At 39.6% G+C, this 16,103-nt stretch carries 20 protein-coding genes, 1 pseudogene and 1 other annotated feature; of the genes and pseudogenes, 7 read left to right on the forward strand and 14 right to left on the reverse strand.

Annotation, left to right across the window (positions count from 1 at the left end; translation table 11 throughout):
- Positions 1–79: 79 nt before the first annotated feature.
- Positions 80–301: a binding site (T-box leader), on the reverse strand.
- A 112-nt stretch (positions 302–413) separates the two neighbouring features.
- From Q3W56_RS16895 to Q3W56_RS16910, 4 genes are all read right to left on the reverse strand, one after another.
- Positions 414–536 carry a hypothetical protein gene (locus Q3W56_RS16895; protein WP_268399626.1) on the reverse strand — a complete coding sequence of 41 codons (123 nt, stop codon included), beginning with the start codon at positions 534–536 and terminating at the stop codon, positions 414–416.
- 138 nt (positions 537–674) lie between these two features.
- On the reverse strand, positions 675–1,175 hold the full coding sequence (locus tag Q3W56_RS16900) for a YwgA family protein (RefSeq protein WP_019716088.1): 501 nt from the start codon (positions 1,173–1,175) through the stop codon (positions 675–677).
- 35 nt (positions 1,176–1,210) lie between these two features.
- On the reverse strand, positions 1,211–2,512 hold the full coding sequence (locus Q3W56_RS16905) for an HD domain-containing protein (protein WP_019716089.1): 1,302 nt from the start codon (positions 2,510–2,512) through the stop codon (positions 1,211–1,213).
- Positions 2,513–2,673: 161 nt separating this feature from the next.
- On the reverse strand, positions 2,674–2,898 hold the full coding sequence (locus tag Q3W56_RS16910) for a YuzB family protein (RefSeq protein WP_003222050.1): 225 nt from the start codon (positions 2,896–2,898) through the stop codon (positions 2,674–2,676).
- Positions 2,899–3,111: 213 nt separating this feature from the next.
- Between Q3W56_RS16910 and zapB the strand changes: the two genes are divergently transcribed.
- The 5 genes from zapB (at position 3,112) to Q3W56_RS16935 (ending at position 6,894) form a co-directional block, all read left to right on the forward strand.
- The gene (gene zapB, locus Q3W56_RS16915) at positions 3,112–3,891 is read left to right on the forward strand and encodes a cell division protein ZapB (protein ID WP_302896243.1); all 780 of its coding nucleotides are present in this window, start codon (positions 3,112–3,114) and stop codon (positions 3,889–3,891) included.
- 153 nt (positions 3,892–4,044) lie between these two features.
- The gene (locus Q3W56_RS16920) at positions 4,045–4,353 is read left to right on the forward strand and encodes a PadR family transcriptional regulator (protein WP_302896244.1); all 309 of its coding nucleotides are present in this window, start codon (positions 4,045–4,047) and stop codon (positions 4,351–4,353) included.
- A 4-nt stretch (positions 4,354–4,357) separates the two neighbouring features.
- On the forward strand, positions 4,358–4,897 hold the full coding sequence (locus Q3W56_RS16925; RefSeq protein WP_302896245.1) for a DUF1700 domain-containing protein: 540 nt from the start codon (positions 4,358–4,360) through the stop codon (positions 4,895–4,897).
- 117 nt (positions 4,898–5,014) lie between these two features.
- The gene (locus Q3W56_RS16930; protein ID WP_302896246.1) at positions 5,015–5,944 is read left to right on the forward strand and encodes an ABC transporter ATP-binding protein; all 930 of its coding nucleotides are present in this window, start codon (positions 5,015–5,017) and stop codon (positions 5,942–5,944) included.
- A complete protein-coding gene (locus tag Q3W56_RS16935; protein WP_302896247.1) occupies positions 5,941–6,894 on the forward strand; it encodes an ABC transporter permease subunit in 954 nt (317 codons plus the stop codon). The genes Q3W56_RS16930 and Q3W56_RS16935 overlap by 4 nt, the downstream gene beginning before the upstream one ends.
- Before the next feature lie 20 nt (positions 6,895–6,914).
- On the opposite strand, the gene Q3W56_RS16940 is transcribed toward Q3W56_RS16935, so the two are convergent.
- The 8 genes from Q3W56_RS16940 to pta form a co-directional block, all read right to left on the reverse strand.
- Positions 6,915–7,757, reverse strand: coding sequence for a hypothetical protein (locus Q3W56_RS16940; RefSeq protein WP_302896248.1), 843 nt, complete (start codon positions 7,755–7,757; stop codon positions 6,915–6,917).
- Positions 7,747–8,511, reverse strand: a complete 765-nt coding sequence (locus Q3W56_RS16945; RefSeq protein WP_302896249.1) for a hypothetical protein — start codon at positions 8,509–8,511, stop codon at positions 7,747–7,749. Before Q3W56_RS16945 ends, Q3W56_RS16940 begins: the two co-directional genes overlap by 11 nt.
- On the reverse strand, positions 8,486–9,430 hold the full coding sequence (locus tag Q3W56_RS16950; protein ID WP_302896250.1) for a DUF6895 family protein: 945 nt from the start codon (positions 9,428–9,430) through the stop codon (positions 8,486–8,488). The genes Q3W56_RS16945 and Q3W56_RS16950 overlap by 26 nt, the downstream gene beginning before the upstream one ends.
- Before the next feature lie 51 nt (positions 9,431–9,481).
- Positions 9,482–9,664: a hypothetical protein gene (locus tag Q3W56_RS16955; RefSeq protein WP_302896251.1), complete on the reverse strand. Its 183-nt coding sequence runs from the start codon at positions 9,662–9,664 to the stop codon at positions 9,482–9,484.
- Positions 9,665–9,950: 286 nt separating this feature from the next.
- Positions 9,951–10,853, reverse strand: a complete 903-nt coding sequence (locus tag Q3W56_RS16960) for a carboxylate/amino acid/amine transporter (RefSeq protein ID WP_302896252.1) — start codon at positions 10,851–10,853, stop codon at positions 9,951–9,953.
- A 168-nt stretch (positions 10,854–11,021) separates the two neighbouring features.
- Positions 11,022–11,867, reverse strand: a complete 846-nt coding sequence (ywfL, locus tag Q3W56_RS16965; RefSeq protein WP_302896253.1) for an octanoyl-[GcvH]:protein N-octanoyltransferase — start codon at positions 11,865–11,867, stop codon at positions 11,022–11,024.
- 47 nt (positions 11,868–11,914) lie between these two features.
- Entirely contained in the window at positions 11,915–12,814 is a 900-nt protein-coding gene (cysL, locus tag Q3W56_RS16970; RefSeq protein ID WP_302896254.1) for a cysJI operon transcriptional regulator CysL, read from the reverse strand.
- A 145-nt stretch (positions 12,815–12,959) separates the two neighbouring features.
- A complete protein-coding gene (gene pta, locus Q3W56_RS16975; RefSeq protein WP_019716094.1) occupies positions 12,960–13,931 on the reverse strand; it encodes a phosphate acetyltransferase in 972 nt (323 codons plus the stop codon).
- A 273-nt stretch (positions 13,932–14,204) separates the two neighbouring features.
- On the opposite strand from pta, the gene hemQ reads away from it, so the two are divergent.
- Both hemQ and Q3W56_RS16985 read left to right on the forward strand, forming a co-directional pair.
- The gene (gene hemQ / locus Q3W56_RS16980) at positions 14,205–14,969 is read left to right on the forward strand and encodes a hydrogen peroxide-dependent heme synthase (protein ID WP_302896255.1); all 765 of its coding nucleotides are present in this window, start codon (positions 14,205–14,207) and stop codon (positions 14,967–14,969) included.
- Between the two features lie 147 nt (positions 14,970–15,116).
- Positions 15,117–15,314 (forward strand): helix-turn-helix transcriptional regulator, encoded by a 198-nt coding sequence (locus Q3W56_RS16985; RefSeq protein WP_302896256.1) that lies wholly within the window; start codon positions 15,117–15,119, stop codon positions 15,312–15,314.
- 393 nt (positions 15,315–15,707) lie between these two features.
- On the opposite strand, the gene Q3W56_RS21055 is transcribed toward Q3W56_RS16985, so the two are convergent.
- Complete coding sequence (locus tag Q3W56_RS21055; protein ID WP_368045776.1) at positions 15,708–15,800, reverse strand: hypothetical protein; 93 nt, start codon at positions 15,798–15,800, stop codon at positions 15,708–15,710.
- Between the two features lie 23 nt (positions 15,801–15,823).
- Positions 15,824–15,997, reverse strand: a pseudogene (locus tag Q3W56_RS16990) (transposase); the annotation flags it as partial.
- Positions 15,998–16,103 lie beyond the last annotated feature (106 nt).

The following is a 16,103-nucleotide window of genomic DNA, read 5'->3' on the forward strand; positions in this document are numbered from 1 at the left end:
CTCTCTGAAAACCGTAATGATCATCCATGTCCTTTTCATCGCATATATTTAGTTCATAAAAAAACACACCCATCCCTCTAAAAGGGACGAGTGTGTAATGTACCCGTGGTTCCACCCAAATTCCCGACAAACGATATATTGTCAGCTCGGTGCTGTAACGCAGCATAGACGGCATTGGATACTTCAGTTCCCCAATGCTGCTCCAAGGCGGTAAATGATTATCCTAAGCTGGGAAGCTCTCACCCTTCCTTCCCTCTCTGAAAACCGTAATGATCATCCATGTCCTTTTCATCGCATATATTTAGTTCATAAAAAAACACACCCATCCCTCTAAAAGGGACGAGTGTGTAATGTACCCGTGGTTCCACCCAAATTCCCGATCAACACACATGGTGTATCGGCTTTAAGGTGCTTTAACGCAGCATGACGGTACCAGATACTTGATTTCCCCGATACGGCTCAAAGGCGGTAAGCTGCTTTCCCTGCGTTAGGAAGATCTCAGCTGTCCTTCCCTCTCTGGAAACCGTAAAAAGCACCTCATGTCCTTATCAAAGCCTGTATACATTACTGATTGTTTAATGATTTCATATATTTTACAATACATTTTCTGAAACCGCAAACGGTTTTGTTAAAAAAAAGCAAAAGAAACGGAGCATTTCTTTTGCTTGGTATGGTTAACAAATTTGCTTCAGTTCTTCTATGTATCGAAGCGCTTCGTCATATTCTTCGTTTGTATATTTTTGTTTGCTTTTGATTGTAAAGACTTTTTCTTTCTTTTCCTCGGCCTCAAGCCCGTCAAAGTAAAGGATCGTAGAAACCAGCTCTAAAAACCGTGATGAACGGCTGTTGACACTGTCGATATAGCCTTTGATATCCGGCATATCCAGATCAGCATGGTCTAAAAATGCGGAGCCTGTCTCAGTCAGCGAATAACGGTATTGAAAGTAGCCGCCCTTTTTTTCCTTCACCTCATGCAGAAATCCAAGGTTGCACAGCTCTTCAATCTGGAGCGTCAGTTCCTCTGAATATGGTCCGTAAAAGTGAAAATCATATTTCTCATAGAAAGGAAACTGCATTTTCTTCGCAATATAAATCATTTTCTGCAGCTTCTTCCGCCCGATGATTTCTCCAGAATCCGAGAACACCTTCATCAGTTTTGCATGTTCTTTCAACAAATTCCCGACATCTCCTTTTTCCTTCTTTCCAGTTTCTATGTCAGTCCCAGCAGCTGCCGGATTTTCATTTTCGCTTCCGGATGTTCAGAGCCGTCACAAATCAGGTCCTTCGGATAGTACAGCTTGTGGTCCGTCCGCCGTTTTCCGGAGATGGATTCCACGATAGCTGACTGTCTGGACAGCTCTTTAATTTGGCCATTTTGCGTCAAGAGATGGATCGGCAGACGCTCCTCTTCCTCTCCCGGACGGTAAAAATCGTATGGCAAATCTGAAGAAGAATCGACAACCAAATAATAGCTCGGATCGATTCCCGCCTCTTTGAACAATGAAGTCAGCTCAAAATAAGCCGACATTTCTTCATTCGGATTGAATTCAACGTATTGGAACAACTGGCGGTTAATGAATCTGCGGCACAAATCGGATAAAATCGCGTCTTCTTCATCCTCCCAGGCCTGGAAGTAATACAAAATAATAGACTCATCCAGCTTCACATAATCCTCCAGCGTCAATTTCCCTTCAAAAATAGAATAGAAATGAACCGGAGCGTGAGTGAAGACATAGCCTTCATCGTGCAGTTGCTTCGCCCTGTGAAGAATCTTCGTTAAAATTACCTCTGCGCTTCTTGTCACAGGATGGAAATACACCTGCCAGTACATTTGGTAGCGGCTCATGATATAGTCTTCGACAGCGTGCATCCCGCTTTCCTTAATGACGATCTGATCCTCGCGCGGGCGCATCACCCGAAGAATCCGCTCCATATCAAAATGCCCGTAGCTGACGCCCGTATAATATGCGTCGCGTTGCAGGTAATCCATGCGGTCTGCGTCTATCTGACTCGAAATCAGGCTGACCACTTGCTTATTTTTATATGTTTTGGCAATGACTTCAGCAACATCCTGCGGGAAACGCGGGCTCACCTTTCTGAGCACCTGATTGACCTCTGTGTCCCCCAAAATGATATCTCTTGTAAAATCTTCGTGGTCTAGATGAAAGACTTTTTCAAATGAATGCGAGAACGGCCCATGCCCGAGATCATGAAGCAGCGCCGCGGCCAAACAGAGTTCTCGCTCACTGTCATCCCATTCAGGGCGGCCTTTAAAGACGTCATCAACCATTCTCCTGACAATTTCATAGACACCGAGAGAATGGTTGAACCGGCTATGCTCAGCGCCGTGGAACGTCAAATACGTCGTGCCGAGCTGCTTAATTCTGCGGAGACGCTGAAATTCGCGGGTTCCAATCAAATCCCATATCAGCTTGTCCCGAACATGAACATAGCGGTGCACCGGATCTTTAAACACTTTTTCTTCTGATAATTTTCCATTTGGATACGCCATCGTCATTCCCTCTTTTTTTTAGCCGTGTTTCTATTATATCGACTCTATTCTTTGAAAACATCCTTGAATTTGCCCGGCGATTTGTTCCATCTCTACGAAAAACACGTTATGTGAAGCAAAAAAGCCTGACCTGAGGGCCGAGGCTATGAAAAAATATGTTTTTATTTTTTTATTTTCTTTTTTACTTTGTCAATCAGCTCATCCTCTGTCGGAGCTGACAGCGGGCGATTGTTCACAAAAGCAAATGATTTTTTCCGTCCGGGTCCGCAATAAGATTGGCATCCTACCTCAACCTTTGCGTCCGGGTCCACTTCTTTTAAACGCGGCAGCAATGTTTTGATATTAGTGGCTTGGCAATCATCACACACTCGAAATTCATTAGCCATGACGTACGCTTCCCTTCATTTCTATGTTCATCTATGTGAATAACCTAAAATCACTTTTCAAAAAAATCACATCGCTCTTCATTTTACAAGGATTCGGCTGTTCCTGCAAGCCGCTCCATCCTTCGTATCTCCTAGTCTTTCAGCCAACTTGTATAAATATTTTCCAAACTGGACATTCTAATACCATGAAAAGAAAAATGGGAGTTGAGATAAATGACAAAACAGCGACAAGACGCTTGGTCAGAGGAAAACGATCTGCTTTTAGCCGAAACAGTGCTTCGGCATGTGAGGGAGGGCAGCACTCAGCTGAACGCCTTTGAAGAAGTCGGAGATAAATTAAACCGGACATCTGCAGCCTGCGGATTCAGATGGAACGCGGTAGTTCGCCATCAATATGAAAAAGCGCTTCAGCTTGCGAAAAAACAACGAAAACAGCGGATGAGAGCGCTCGGAAACGGGCAGCCTGCGAAAAAAAGGTTATTATATCAGCCTCCTGCGGTTGAACCTGAAATCATTCAAGATTCCGCTCCAGAGGAGACTGTTAAAACAGACGCACCTTCAGCTGAAAATGAGCAGCAGCCTTTCATGTCAGGCGAACACATGCCTTTTGTGGATGAAAGCTTTAAGGAAGAGTTAGCTAGTCTATCACACTTATTGTCTCCCCAACCCCCTGCAGCTGCACCTGAGATGACAATGAACGATGTGATTCGTTTCCTGCAGAATTACGATGGCAATAACGAGCATTCATCAGCTTTAAAAATGGAAAATGAGCGTTTAAAGAAAGAAAATCAGGAATTGCAAAGCAAAACGGAACAGCTTGAGGCAGAAGTACAAAAGCTTGAAAAAGATCATAAGACGATTCAAGAAGATTATGAAACCTTGGTGAAAATTATGAATAGAGCCAGAAAGCTAGTTTTATTTGAAGAAGATGAACATGCCTCTCCGTCCTTCAAAATGGACCGAAACGGCAATTTAGAAAAAATGGCAGAGTAAATAATAAAGGTCCCCTGGTTAATGGGGATCTTTTTTGTTCCAAATCAAAAATACCCATATTTATAAAAATTTTCTCGTTTACATTGCAATGCCCACTACTGTGTATTACAATGTAGAAAATACATTATTTCTCAATGATGGGAATGAAGGTCCATGAATAGCCAATTAAGAAAAGGAGCCTTAGAATTGTGTGTTATTTCCTTATTGCTGCGACAAGACTTATATGGATATGAGATTATCAAAATGTTAAGCACGAAGTTTCCAGTTTCCGAAGGGACAATTTATCCAATTCTACGCAGACTGACCAAAAATGATTGTCTTAACACATATATAGCTGAGTCTGAACAAGGTCCCTCACGCAAATATTATACAGTCACAGAAAAAGGGTTAGATCATTATCAGACTTTAAAAGAAGAATGGGTTTTGTTAACCAATTTTGTTCAGGAAATTATAGGAGGGTGACGACATGACGATGGATGATTACGTAAAACAGCTCAAGGAAGAAATAAAACATATGCCTAAACATGACCAGAAAGAGATAATTGAAGATATCCTCGAGCTGTTCCATTCTGGAAAATCAGAAGGTAAACATGAAGAACAAATTATCCAGAGCCTTGGCACTCCCAAAGCCTTGGCCAGAACCTTGGAAGCAGACTTATTTATTAATAAAGCCAGCGAAAAAAAGACATGGTATTCAATCTTTAAAGTATTTACACTGCTCTTAGGAATGAGCTTACTGAACTTTTTACTACTTTTCGCTCCTTTTTTATTGATTGTTTCCGTTATACTTTCCGTAGTAGTGATTGGCATCTTACTCATTGCAAGTTCGTTTTTTGTGTATACAATTGCCCCACTGATGTCCGCTATTTTCAATAGCATGATATTGCTTGGAACAGGATTACTATTATTTAGGCTCGGCATTGATTTATCTAAGCTCCTATTGCCATTATGCTTACGGTATCTTAAGTGGAACATCAATATCGTAAAGAGAGAGGGATCATATTGAAACGGAAATTATTTTACAGCATTTCAATCATTTTAATAGCAGTGGGCCTCATTGGAAGTTTGTTTTTCGGGTTTGATGGTTTTTATCCTCACTAAAATACAGAAGGGAGCAGTAAAAATGTCTGAATATTCACTGGTTTTAAACCAAGTAACGAAAAGAATCAAACACACCACAATCGTTGACTCTGTATCTTTTAAAGTGAAAAAGGGTGAAATTTTCGGCCTTTTAGGACCTAATGGATCTGGGAAAACAACAATTTTCCGAATGATTGTACAGCTCATCAAGAAAACAGAAGGTGAAATTTCGTTTTACGGAAAATCAGACCGTGATTTTGAATACTTTATGAAGAATATTGGTGTTATTATTGAAGGTCCTGATATGTACCCGAATATGACCAGTTTGCAAAACTTAAAGTATTTTTCCAAATTAAGAAGTTCCTCAATTACTAATGAAGACATTTATCATATTTGTGCCAAAGTAGGGATAGAACATGCTTTAAATAAAAAAGTAAAACATTTATCATTAGGCATGAAACAGAGGTTAGGCCTTGCATACGCTTTATTAAACCATCCTAAATTATTAATATTGGATGAACCAATGAACGGATTAGATCCTAAAGGAATGATCGAGCTACGCGAGATACTCAATCAATTAGCAAATGAAGGCGTTTCAATAATACTCTCTAGTCATCTATTGTCAGAAATGGAGGAGCTGTGTGATCGCGTAGCATTCATTAAGAAAGGCAAGATCATCGGCATTGAAGAGATCAAAAGACGAGACAAAACCTCAGAAAAAAAACAGTTCAGCATAAAAGTAGATTATCCAGATGCAGCGAAGGAAATAGTCGACAAGCAAGAAGATGCCTTCTTCATTAAACAAAGCGAGAACAATGTATTAGAAATCGAAGCACCTGAAGGTAGTATTCCTTATATAATCAAAAAACTTGTGGAACAAAATATCCTCATTTATTATATTTCCTTAAAAGCGTTATCCCTAGAAGAAAAGTACTTGCTGATGACAGACCATAATCAGGAGGATGCTGTATGAATATAATGTATTTAGCATGGAATGAATTTAAAAAAATCACCTTCAGAAAAAGTACAATCATTTCATTAGCTATTTTGGCTTCCATTGTAATGTTTACAGGTCTAATTATGAAAAACGTTCTACCTGACACAAATGAAAATGGATGGAAACAACAGCTTCTTGAAGAAAAAAAGCAAGAGGAAGCTGAAAAAACAACAGAGACGACAGGTCTATATTATTCACCTGATGTCAAAAATAAGGATTATTATTTACAGCACAACATTAATCCTTATGAATGGAATACATGGAGGTTTACAAGCACAGTTACTTCAAACGGTTTAGAAATTTTCGTTAGCTTAGCTGCAGTGCTAACAGTCAGCGGTATTGTTTCACAAGAATTCAGCCTTGGCACGATTAAATTTATTGCTACTACGCCAAATCGAAGGTGGAGAATATTAACGTCTAAATTCTTAGCTTCACTTTTCTTTACGGTTATGATTTTTATATTCTATGCCGTAAGCTGCCTCAGTATAGGCGGAATCCTGTTTGGTTTTGATAATGCCTCATACCCTCTTTTGTATACTAGCTTAGATGACCAGTTATATACCGTGGGCTCCGTTTCATCTGCATGGACGGTTCTGTTATTGCGCTTTATCACAGTTATCATGATTACGACAATCGCATTTACTTTATCAGTACTCCTTCGCAACCAATCTTTATCATTGTGTTTATCCATCTTACTGTTGTTTGGGAGCAGCATCTTAGGTGGAACCGATATGCTTTCTCAATATGCCTGGTATAAGTTCACACTCTTTCCTCATTTAAACCTAGTTGCTTATTTAAATAAAAGTGCCGGAGTAGCAATTGCAAATCTGAGCATCCCATTTTCTTTAATCATTTTGTCTGTTTATTTTCTATTATTTATTGCTATCTCTTTCTATGTCTTTCAAAAACGCGAAATTGCAACCTAGACACTAAAAAAATGCCGGCATCAATTGCTGGCATTTTTAAATGTACATGATAAAGCAACTATAGCATAATGTGTCATCGGCAAAAAATATTCTTGATCTAATCTGTTAGCTCCTTTATCAATGAATAAAGGATTTAGATAACCAAAACTTCCATCAATGCGTTGCTGAAATTTGAGGAAGTTTTTACCCTCTTCTATAAAAAAGTCGTGATCGAATTGTAAATACTCCATTATTATTATATATTTTGCAACATCATCAATTTGATAGTTCCTGCAAGCTGCCAACATCAACCCTGAATAAGCATAATCAGAGCTTTGGAACCTCTTAACTACATAAGGCTGTACATCTTTTAACTGTAAAAAAGCAATAGTATACAGTACTTCTAGGTGTTCTTCGAGATATTGTTCATTCGAAGTTAAAAGTTCATCTTTTATCTGTAAATAATTATTTAATTGTACTAGTAACTCATCTGTTGATATCAAATTAAAATACGCCAGTAATGTGTATACAATCATTGAAGGACTGCCCTTTTGATATTCTTCTTTGAGACTGCGTATCATGTTCAAATAACCTTCGTGAAAAAAAGTGCTTTTTGAGTCTCCCAATCTTTTATATAAGTGCAGCGTATAGGCAAATAATAATGGATGAACTTCATCTGTACGTTTAGAGAATTCCTCATCTAGTATTTTAATCAATTGTTCTATTGTGTTAAAATTCGATCGTATGTCCATCATCATTGCGCCTAAAATATACAGCACTTCATCAGGATCATTCGGTTTAACCTTTTTCAGGTTTGTATTTATATACCCGCATAGCCATTCGTTTGTTTTCTTTAAGTCAAATTGATATGTATCAGTTAACATGTAAGCACTCATCTCTTTCTTTTAAATTTTCTAAAGCCGGCAACAGTATAGGAGCCATTTCAATTGATAATTCTTCCTTGTTTAAAACATGAAACGCAGCTTTAAAGCCATAAAAGTTCGGGTCGAGAAATGAGAGTATATATACCATTTTGCATAACAGATCAAATTTCTGACCAGCTATTGCATAGAACACCCATTTTTTAACTGAATTTTGAGCTTTCTGATCAAACGCCTCTCTCTCTCTGGCGAGTTGAACATAACTATACTCAAAAAACTCTAGTTCATTTTCACTTGTTCTTTTCCACGAAGCGTCATATAAGGGTTTGAAGAAAAAGGTTTCATAAAAAGACATCTTCTTTTGATTTCCTTTGACCTCTAATTCATTCAGTAAAAATTCTATTTCTGCATATTTAAAATAAGGCCATTCTTTTCTATATATATAACTATTCTGCAATGCATGGTAAACAGACTGATCATAACATTGCAAATGAGCAGTGGGTGTTCTTGCCAATAAATAAACATAAAGTAATTCAGTCAACATAGCATAATTACAATGGATAAGATCTTCCCAATTGTCTCCTCTTACAAGTTCGTTAGCGGCAAACTTCACTTCTTCTTTTATCTCTGATGATTCTGAAAGAATATAATAATATTTACAGAATTTTGATAACAATCTGATATTTTCAACTGTGTAGCATTCCTCACTTGAAAACGATGACAAAAAATCTTTAGTTTGTGTCAATAATGTCTGCATTTGCTGTTCTCCCTCCTCCATACAAGCAGGCACAAGCAGCACCTACGGTAACCAAGGTTGTATGATAACAATGTGTAAACACATACTCCTTTCCATTTGCTTTATTTACATCATAAGTAATGCCTGGGATGCTACCGTCTGTCATTTGACCTGAATAGATTTTTTTCCATGCTGCTTTATAAAGGGGCATAATATTTTCTTGTGTTATATCTATATTTAGAAAAACACAACACATAATCAGTTCGCTAATTATATCTAAATTCTCAAGACATATATATATACTTAAAAACTTAAGCACTTTTGCTTTTAATGTTTCTAACTCTGCTTCACGTATCTCAGGGCATTTATGCCCCATATCAGTTATGTAGAATATTGTATGTGTTATACTGTATGCATCTGTGTCTGTCATATATGTATTAGGAATATCTTGTCCCGCCGCAGTAAAACTATACAGTGAGTATAAATCAGGAATAGTCGAAGGAACCCCTGCTCGATTAAGACTGTAACTTAAATCCATCTTACGGAATGGTATTTTTGCGAGGCTGTTGTCAAAATTAAAAGCTGTAAACTTGTTAAGCTCTCTTATAATGGAGTGTTGTGTAGTTTGTTCAGTAAGGCATAAGAACTCACCAGCTATCGCTAAACCAGCTAACCCATCAGGATCGAAATGAATAAATTCCTCCAGTTGATCATCCTGAAGTCTTACAGATATAAAATCCACTAATTTTTCAACATCATGATCATAATGTAATCTATTTCTCACTAAATAGTTTGTCAAAAAGATGAGTTCTACAAAAGTCTTAATTCTCCATCGAAAACCACGTGATACTTTATGCCTCATATCAAAATATTCCAAATGGTTTATGATCCATTTGAGAGAAAGAGATTGAATCTCTTTTATATGCTCATAATTTTGCATCTTTTCCCTCCTCTTTATTAAGTTGCAGGTTCCAAAATTTTTATAGTTTTTCTATTCCTGTGTTATTAACTTAGTTGGCTGTAAGCCAAACGAATTTTGATCCTCTTGTTTGCAATCTCTCACTAAAACCCAGCCGCTCCAAGCAATGACGCCTCCCGATTGTTCAACGTCTCCTGCCAATTGATGTGTAGGAATTGTAATTCTTTTTTCACTTAACATTTTTTTAAAATCCATACAAATATCCCCTTTTTATATATTTTTTGGAACCTGCAATTATATATTACTGTTAAAGTAATATATTGTAAATATTTTTCCGTCTTTCCTCTTCTAATTTTTGTATTTTTTCTGACGAATCCCCTTAGGTTATAATGATCAATCAACCATCTTCAATATACATCTACAGAATCAACCTAACATGCCCTGCATCTTTCAGGATAAAATTTCAACAAAATAAACATCCTATTTTCCACTTAGAAAATAGGATGTTTTAAATTTGCTACCACTTCCTGTATAACCAATATTATATAGATTTATTAAGTCTATGGTCAGCCTCAGCCGTTTTTTGTTTCCGAGGCGCAGCGGAAATGACCAGAAGCCCGAGCATCATCAGTGCAATGCCGAGCCACGAGGAAAGTGAAAGTATTTCTCCTATGAAAAACACGCCCAGCAATGAGGCCGTCAGCGGTTCAGCTAAAGACAGCGTGACCGCCGCCGAGGCCGGAACCCCGGTAAGGCCTTTCACAAACAAAAAGTATGCGGCACATGTCGCTATTAGACCGATGTAAAGACTCGTCCCCAATCCTCTCGGGGTCAATATCCACGAGATATCTGACTGCCATAAAAGCGGCGTCAGCAAGATGGCGCTAATCATAAAAACAACGGCGGAAGTCGCTCGCGGAGGCTGGGTTTTCATCATCGCTTTACTGATAAGCGTATAGCCCGCAAAAGAAGCACCCGCTCCAAGCGCCATAAGAACGCCAGCCACATCAACTCGAACATTGGAACCATCGGAAAACAGGAGCCAGCAACCGGCTAAAGCCAGCACAGTCGCGATCCACCAAGAATTTCGCGGACGTTTTTTCAATACGGCCCATTCCATGCTTCCGGCAATGATAGGTGCACTGCCGATCGCAATTACAGTGCCCACCGCGATTCCTGTTTCTTTAACGGCTGTGAAAAACAGCGGCTGATAACACGCCATACAAACCGCTGCCGCTAACACGAGCGGCCATGACCAATTTTTCACGTGAAGCTCTCGGCTGATCCAAACCGCAAGCAGCATGGCGCTTCCTCCTATTAATAATCTGAACGCTCCGAATGCCAGCGGTGTGGAGCTTTCTGGAGCCATCGCCTGGACAGTTCCCGTGGTTCCCCAGAAGAAAGCCGCGATCAGCACAAACAGGCTGTAAACATTCCCTTTCATCTGCCTCTCCCCTTTGTATATGGATGCTGATGTCATTTTATCGTTTTTCTTTTTGTCAGGGTTATCTGAATGTAAGAAGGATTTATCTGAAAATAAGATTGTTGGGGATAACATACCGCTTGATATAAAAAATGCATGCCGGCCATACAGCTGGCATGCGAAGAACATTCACCCAAATACCTTTGCATTCCGCTCAGCCATCCGGACGAGGTTTTTCTCAAATTCCATTTCCTCATCAATGGACAGTCCGGCTGAGTAAAGATGGGTGCTTAACGCTTTTAATTCTGTCAGTAAAGCGAACATTAGGTCTTGTACGGAGATGTCTGTTTGCAGTAGCTCGCTTAAGGACGCCATCGTTTCCGGACGTATCTCCGGATAGACGCCTTTTTTATCGTTTCGTTTGTCCTTCAGCGCTGCTTGGTAGAATCGTCTGATCACATCAGCTCTTTCACTGCCGCTTTTATCCGCGCAAAGATAAATTTGAACAGCGACTCCGCCTCGAACGCGCCTTTGAGAGATGCCGGCGAATTTTTTGCCATTTATGCTAAGGTCATAGCTCCCGGGACAATAGGATCCTTCAATTTTATAGGCTTCGATCTTAGCGTTGTACGGTTTCAATATCCGTCTCATCAGCTCAACCATCGCTTCGTATCCTTTATCTATATCAATGCCTTTCTTTTCGTCCTCGAATATGAGAGAAATATTTAAAACGCCTTCATCCAAAACGACGGCAAGACCGCCGGAATTTCGTACAATTACACGGTACCCTTCGTTCTCCAGGAAGGCGATACCGTCCTGCAAAAACGGGAGGCGCGTATCCTGTATTCCAAGGACAATTGTATCGTAGTGAACCCATGAGCGCGCTGTCGCCGGCGACACGCCTTTTCCGACAGACATGCACAGCGTATCATCCATCGCAAAGGATTGTTTTGCATCAAATAAAGGGCCGAGACTGGATTGGTCAATAACTCTCCATGTCGGCTGCATCAGTAAATCAATCGGTTGGTTTGCCATCTATGTAAAACCCTTTCATGTTAGGCTTATGCACGAAAACTATTATATCATTTTAGCCGCTGTGATTGATAATTGCTTTTTAGCATCGTGATAAAAATTTCTTTATTTTTTGTATTCTCCATGAGAGGAGAATGAATGTAAGACAGCTTGCGCTTTAACGAGAAATCTTTTATATGGAGAATTGAAATGTCACGGTGAATCAAATCCTTATGCAGCACGCTTCTGGATAGAACCGACAGCCCCATGCCGCTGATCACCGCTTCTTTTACCCCTTGATTGCTGCTGATGGTGAACATCGACTTCGGCCGCAGCCCGTTTGAGCTGAGCACATGATCGAGATATTCCCTCGTCCCGGAGCCTTTTTCCCTTGTCACCCATGCTTCGTTTTGCAAATCGCTGATCGGAATATCTCTTCGTCCTGCCAGCGGATGCTGATTCGGCGCTGCGATGCACATTTCATCTTCCATGAACGGTTCAATTTCCAGCTCGTTTTCGTTTGTATGTCCTTCAATCAGTCCGATATCAGCCTGAAGCATCCGCACACGCTCGCTGACCTCCTCTGTATTGCCAATCATGACATCGAGGTTCAGCTCTGGATACAGCTTTTGCAGCTGGGCCAAGAGCGGCGGAAGAATATACTCTCCGATCGTAAAGCTGGCAGCAATTTTCAATTCGCCTTTCACATAGTGATGATGCGCATAGATTTCAGCCTTTGCTTGCTCGTATAGAAATACCATTTGCTTTGCTCTTTGATATAAAATGTCTCCTGTCGGCGTTGTTGTAAAGTGTTTTGGCGACCGGTTCAAGAGAGCCGTTTGAAATTCTTTCTCAAGATTTTTAATATGGAGACTGACGCTGGGCTGGGAGATCATCAGCTTTTCCGCCGCTTTTGTGAAGTTTTTTTCTTCTACTACCGCTATAAACGTTTTCAGGACGTCATAATACAAAAACCCCACCCCTGTCATTAATAAGATATATGGTTATGATCAGTTTTCTTTATTGTACTCATATCATCTGTCTTGGTAAAGAAGGCTATACGGAGACGCAAAAAAGGCAGCCCTCCGGAAGAGAGCTGCCATCGTCTTCATTTTCTTACAGTGCTTGCACCGCTGTAATTAATGCGAGATTGTAAACATCTTCAGCGTTACATCCTCTTGAAAGGTCGTTTACAGGCATATTCAAACCTTGCAGGATTGGTCCTACCGCTTCAAAGTTGCCCAAACGCTGAGCAATCTTGTAGCCGATGTTCCCTGCTTCAAGGCTTGGGAATACGAATACGTTAGCGTCCCCTTTGATCTCGGAATCCGGCGCTTTTTTCTCAGCTACAGATGGAACAAATGCAGCATCGAATTGGAATTCGCCGTCAAGTGTCAGTTCAGGCGCTTTTTCTTTCGCGATTTTCACCGCATCCGCTACTTTTTCTGTTTCGTCAGATTTTGCTGAGCCTTTTGTAGAGAAGCTTAGCATTGCCACGCGAGGCTCAATGTCGAACATTTTTGCCGTATTGGCACTTTCAATCGCAATCTCGGCAAGATCTTGGCTGTCAGGCGCAATGTTGATTGCGCAATCCGCGAATACGTATTGCTCTTCTCCGCGAGCCATAATGAACACGCCGGAAGTCTTTTTCACGCCTTCTTTTGTTTTGATGATTTGAAGAGCCGGGCGGACAGTGTCGGCAGTTGAATGAGCCGCTCCGCTTACAAGTCCGTGTGCAAGGCCTTTGTACACCAGCATTGTACCGAAGTAGTTCTCATCTAATAACGCTTTTCGAGCCTGTTCTTCTGTTGCTTTGCCTTTACGGCGTTCTACGAATGCTTGTACAAGGTCTTCCATGCCTTCATATGTATGAGGATCATAAATCTCAACGCCGTCTAGCGTCAGGTTCAGTTCTTTTGCTTTTGCTTGGATCTCATTTTCATTGCCGATCACAATCGGATTCAGCACTTTGTTTCCTGCAAGCTTGCTGACCGCTTCTAAAATACGCTCGTCTAAGCCTTCAGGAAATACAATTTTAATGTCTTTTCCAGCTACTTTTTCTTGCACTGTTGAAAATAAATCTGCCACAATAAAACCTCCTCAAAATGTTACAAAAACGCTTTCTTTTACTAGCATACTCTTCTTCCAATCAAATTCAAACAGCCAACTTTCATTATAGCGCTTTCATGAAAAAATCTTATTTTTCTAATTAATTTAAGCGGCTCATTCTTTCCTTATAGCTTCTCTTATTTTTATGAAGTTATACGAAAGAGATGTTCAAGGTTTCTCCACAGTAGAATCGGATAAACTATGATATAGTGAAGGCAATCATAAGTAAATAGATCATAGGAGTGAAGATAAATGAGTGAACAGCAAATGACCAATGAAGCGGCGAAAACGCTTGACGGCTGGTATGCGCTTCATGATTTTCGCACAATGGATTGGACTTCCTGGAAGCTGCTGTCCAGTGATGAGCGCCAATCGATCATACATGAATTCACAGGATTGCTTGAAAAATGGGGTATAGCCCAAAAAGAAGGAAAAGGATCACAGACCCTTTACAGCATCGTCGGCCAAAAAGCTGATTTTATGCTGATGATTCTTCGTCCTACAATGGAAGAATTAAATCAAATTGAGCTCGAATTCAATAAATCAAGACTTGCTGAGTTCACCATTCCGGCCTATTCCTACGTATCAGTGGTAGAGCTGAGCAACTACTTGGCAAGCGGTGACGGCGATCCTTATGAAAATCCGCACGTGCGTGCACGCCTTTACCCTGAACTGCCTGAGTCAAAATATGTATGCTTCTATCCAATGGATAAAAGAAGATCCGGCAATGACAACTGGTACATGCTTTCAATGGAAGAACGCAGAAACTTGATGAGAAGCCACGGCTTAATCGGCCGCAGCTATGCGGGTAAAGTCAAACAGATCATCACCGGCTCAGTCGGCTTTGACGATTACGAGTGGGGCGTTACATTATTCAGTGATGATGTGCTTCAATTCAAAAAGCTTGTGTATGAAATGCGTTTTGACGAAGTCAGCGCTCGCTACGGCGAATTCGGTTCATTCTTTGTCGGCAACCGATTATCTCTTGACACGCTTCCGCAGTATTTGCACGTGTAACAAGTCGTTAAAGCCTGATTTTAAAATCAGGCTTTTTTATAAAAAGAAAAACATTTACAAAATATTAGAAGTGATGTAAAGTATACTTTACGTAAAATAAGCTTTACACTTCAGGCAATTGTCTTTTCGAAATGAGGTGAAATATGAGTGAAAAATCGGTTAAAAGAAATTAGACAGAGGCATTCTTATTCACAGGAAACTTTAGCCTTGAAATTAAAAGTGTCCAGACAAACTATCATTTCAATTGAGAATGGGAAATATAATCCCTCCCTGCCCTTAGCTTTGAAAATAGCAAAGATTTTCAGAGAAAGTGTAGAGAATATATTTTTTTTAGAGGAGGAATAGAAATGAAGAAAAACTTTTTTTTAATATCATTTGTTTTTTTCATCATCGTCTCGGGAGCTTTCATCATACTATCAATATTTACACAAACAAAACTACCCTCAATAACTTTTTCCACGTTAACTCTTTCAATCATAAGCTATGTTCTTTGGGCTACCTTCCCATCCTTACCATTAAAAAGAGATGAACGAGGAAAGTTTATTATACAGGAGAGCTTAGCTTATACTTTTATGCTGACTTTAATTTATCTTTGCATCTTCTTGACAATTTTTTATTTTAATTTAATCAACCTAGACAAAGAACAGATTTTACTCTTATTTTCCTCGTTAGTTATAAGTACAGCATTTATTTCAATTCTCATTCTAAATAAGAAATACTAACAATAAATACAGAAAGTTAAATTAATTCTTTTTTGAAAGCTTTTACTATAATTCCAACTCGAGATCGTACATTTAACTTTTTGCGTATTTTTGCTATATGATATTCAATAGCTCTTTGAGAATAACCTAATTGTCGATACTCGGTCGACCATTATCTAAACAATATTTATCTTCTACTAAATCGTAGATGAATGTAAAATCAATCGCTTGTTCAATCTTCCTTACCAGATGATCATTAGGAACAAGTTGATCTAGCGCAACCATTTCAATTTGATTTCTTCCATCTTCAACATGTTTTGATAACATTTTAATCCCCCATGAAAAATTGATGTCCTTACTATTATACAAAAAAAGCTTGTAGACTTGGTCTAATTCTTAGACTTTGTCTACAAGCTGAAACCCTTAAGAAAGG

Origin of the sequence: Bacillus sp. C28GYM-DRY-1 (assembly GCF_030519405.1) — a bacterium.
In the GTDB taxonomy this organism is placed as follows: Bacteria; Bacillota; Bacilli; order Bacillales; family Bacillaceae; genus Bacillus; species Bacillus spizizenii_A.

What these genes read in the sequence shown, in the direction of transcription:
- Q3W56_RS16905 (WP_019716089.1), bottom strand. Translation starts at nt 2,512, where the DNA reads ATGGCGTATCCAAATGGAAAATTATCAGAAGAAAAAGTGTTTAAAGAT.
- Q3W56_RS16935 (WP_302896247.1), top strand. Translation starts at nt 5,941, where the DNA reads ATGAATATAATGTATTTAGCATGGAATGAATTTAAAAAAATCACCTTC.
- ywfL (WP_302896253.1), bottom strand. Translation starts at nt 11,867, where the DNA reads ATGGCAAACCAACCGATTGATTTACTGATGCAGCCGACATGGAGAGTT.
- Q3W56_RS16930 (WP_302896246.1), top strand. Translation starts at nt 5,015, where the DNA reads ATGTCTGAATATTCACTGGTTTTAAACCAAGTAACGAAAAGAATCAAA.
- Q3W56_RS16925 (WP_302896245.1), top strand. Translation starts at nt 4,358, where the DNA reads ATGACGATGGATGATTACGTAAAACAGCTCAAGGAAGAAATAAAACAT.
- zapB (WP_302896243.1), top strand. Translation starts at nt 3,112, where the DNA reads ATGACAAAACAGCGACAAGACGCTTGGTCAGAGGAAAACGATCTGCTT.
- Q3W56_RS16960 (WP_302896252.1), bottom strand. Translation starts at nt 10,853, where the DNA reads ATGAAAGGGAATGTTTACAGCCTGTTTGTGCTGATCGCGGCTTTCTTC.
- Q3W56_RS16910 (WP_003222050.1), bottom strand. Translation starts at nt 2,898, where the DNA reads ATGGCTAATGAATTTCGAGTGTGTGATGATTGCCAAGCCACTAATATC.
- Q3W56_RS16945 (WP_302896249.1), bottom strand. Translation starts at nt 8,511, where the DNA reads ATGCAGACATTATTGACACAAACTAAAGATTTTTTGTCATCGTTTTCA.
- hemQ (WP_302896255.1), top strand. Translation starts at nt 14,205, where the DNA reads ATGAGTGAACAGCAAATGACCAATGAAGCGGCGAAAACGCTTGACGGC.
- Q3W56_RS16940 (WP_302896248.1), bottom strand. Translation starts at nt 7,757, where the DNA reads ATGTTAACTGATACATATCAATTTGACTTAAAGAAAACAAACGAATGG.
- Q3W56_RS16920 (WP_302896244.1), top strand. Translation starts at nt 4,045, where the DNA reads ATGAATAGCCAATTAAGAAAAGGAGCCTTAGAATTGTGTGTTATTTCC.
- Q3W56_RS16955 (WP_302896251.1), bottom strand. Translation starts at nt 9,664, where the DNA reads ATGGATTTTAAAAAAATGTTAAGTGAAAAAAGAATTACAATTCCTACA.
- Q3W56_RS16950 (WP_302896250.1), bottom strand. Translation starts at nt 9,430, where the DNA reads ATGCAAAATTATGAGCATATAAAAGAGATTCAATCTCTTTCTCTCAAA.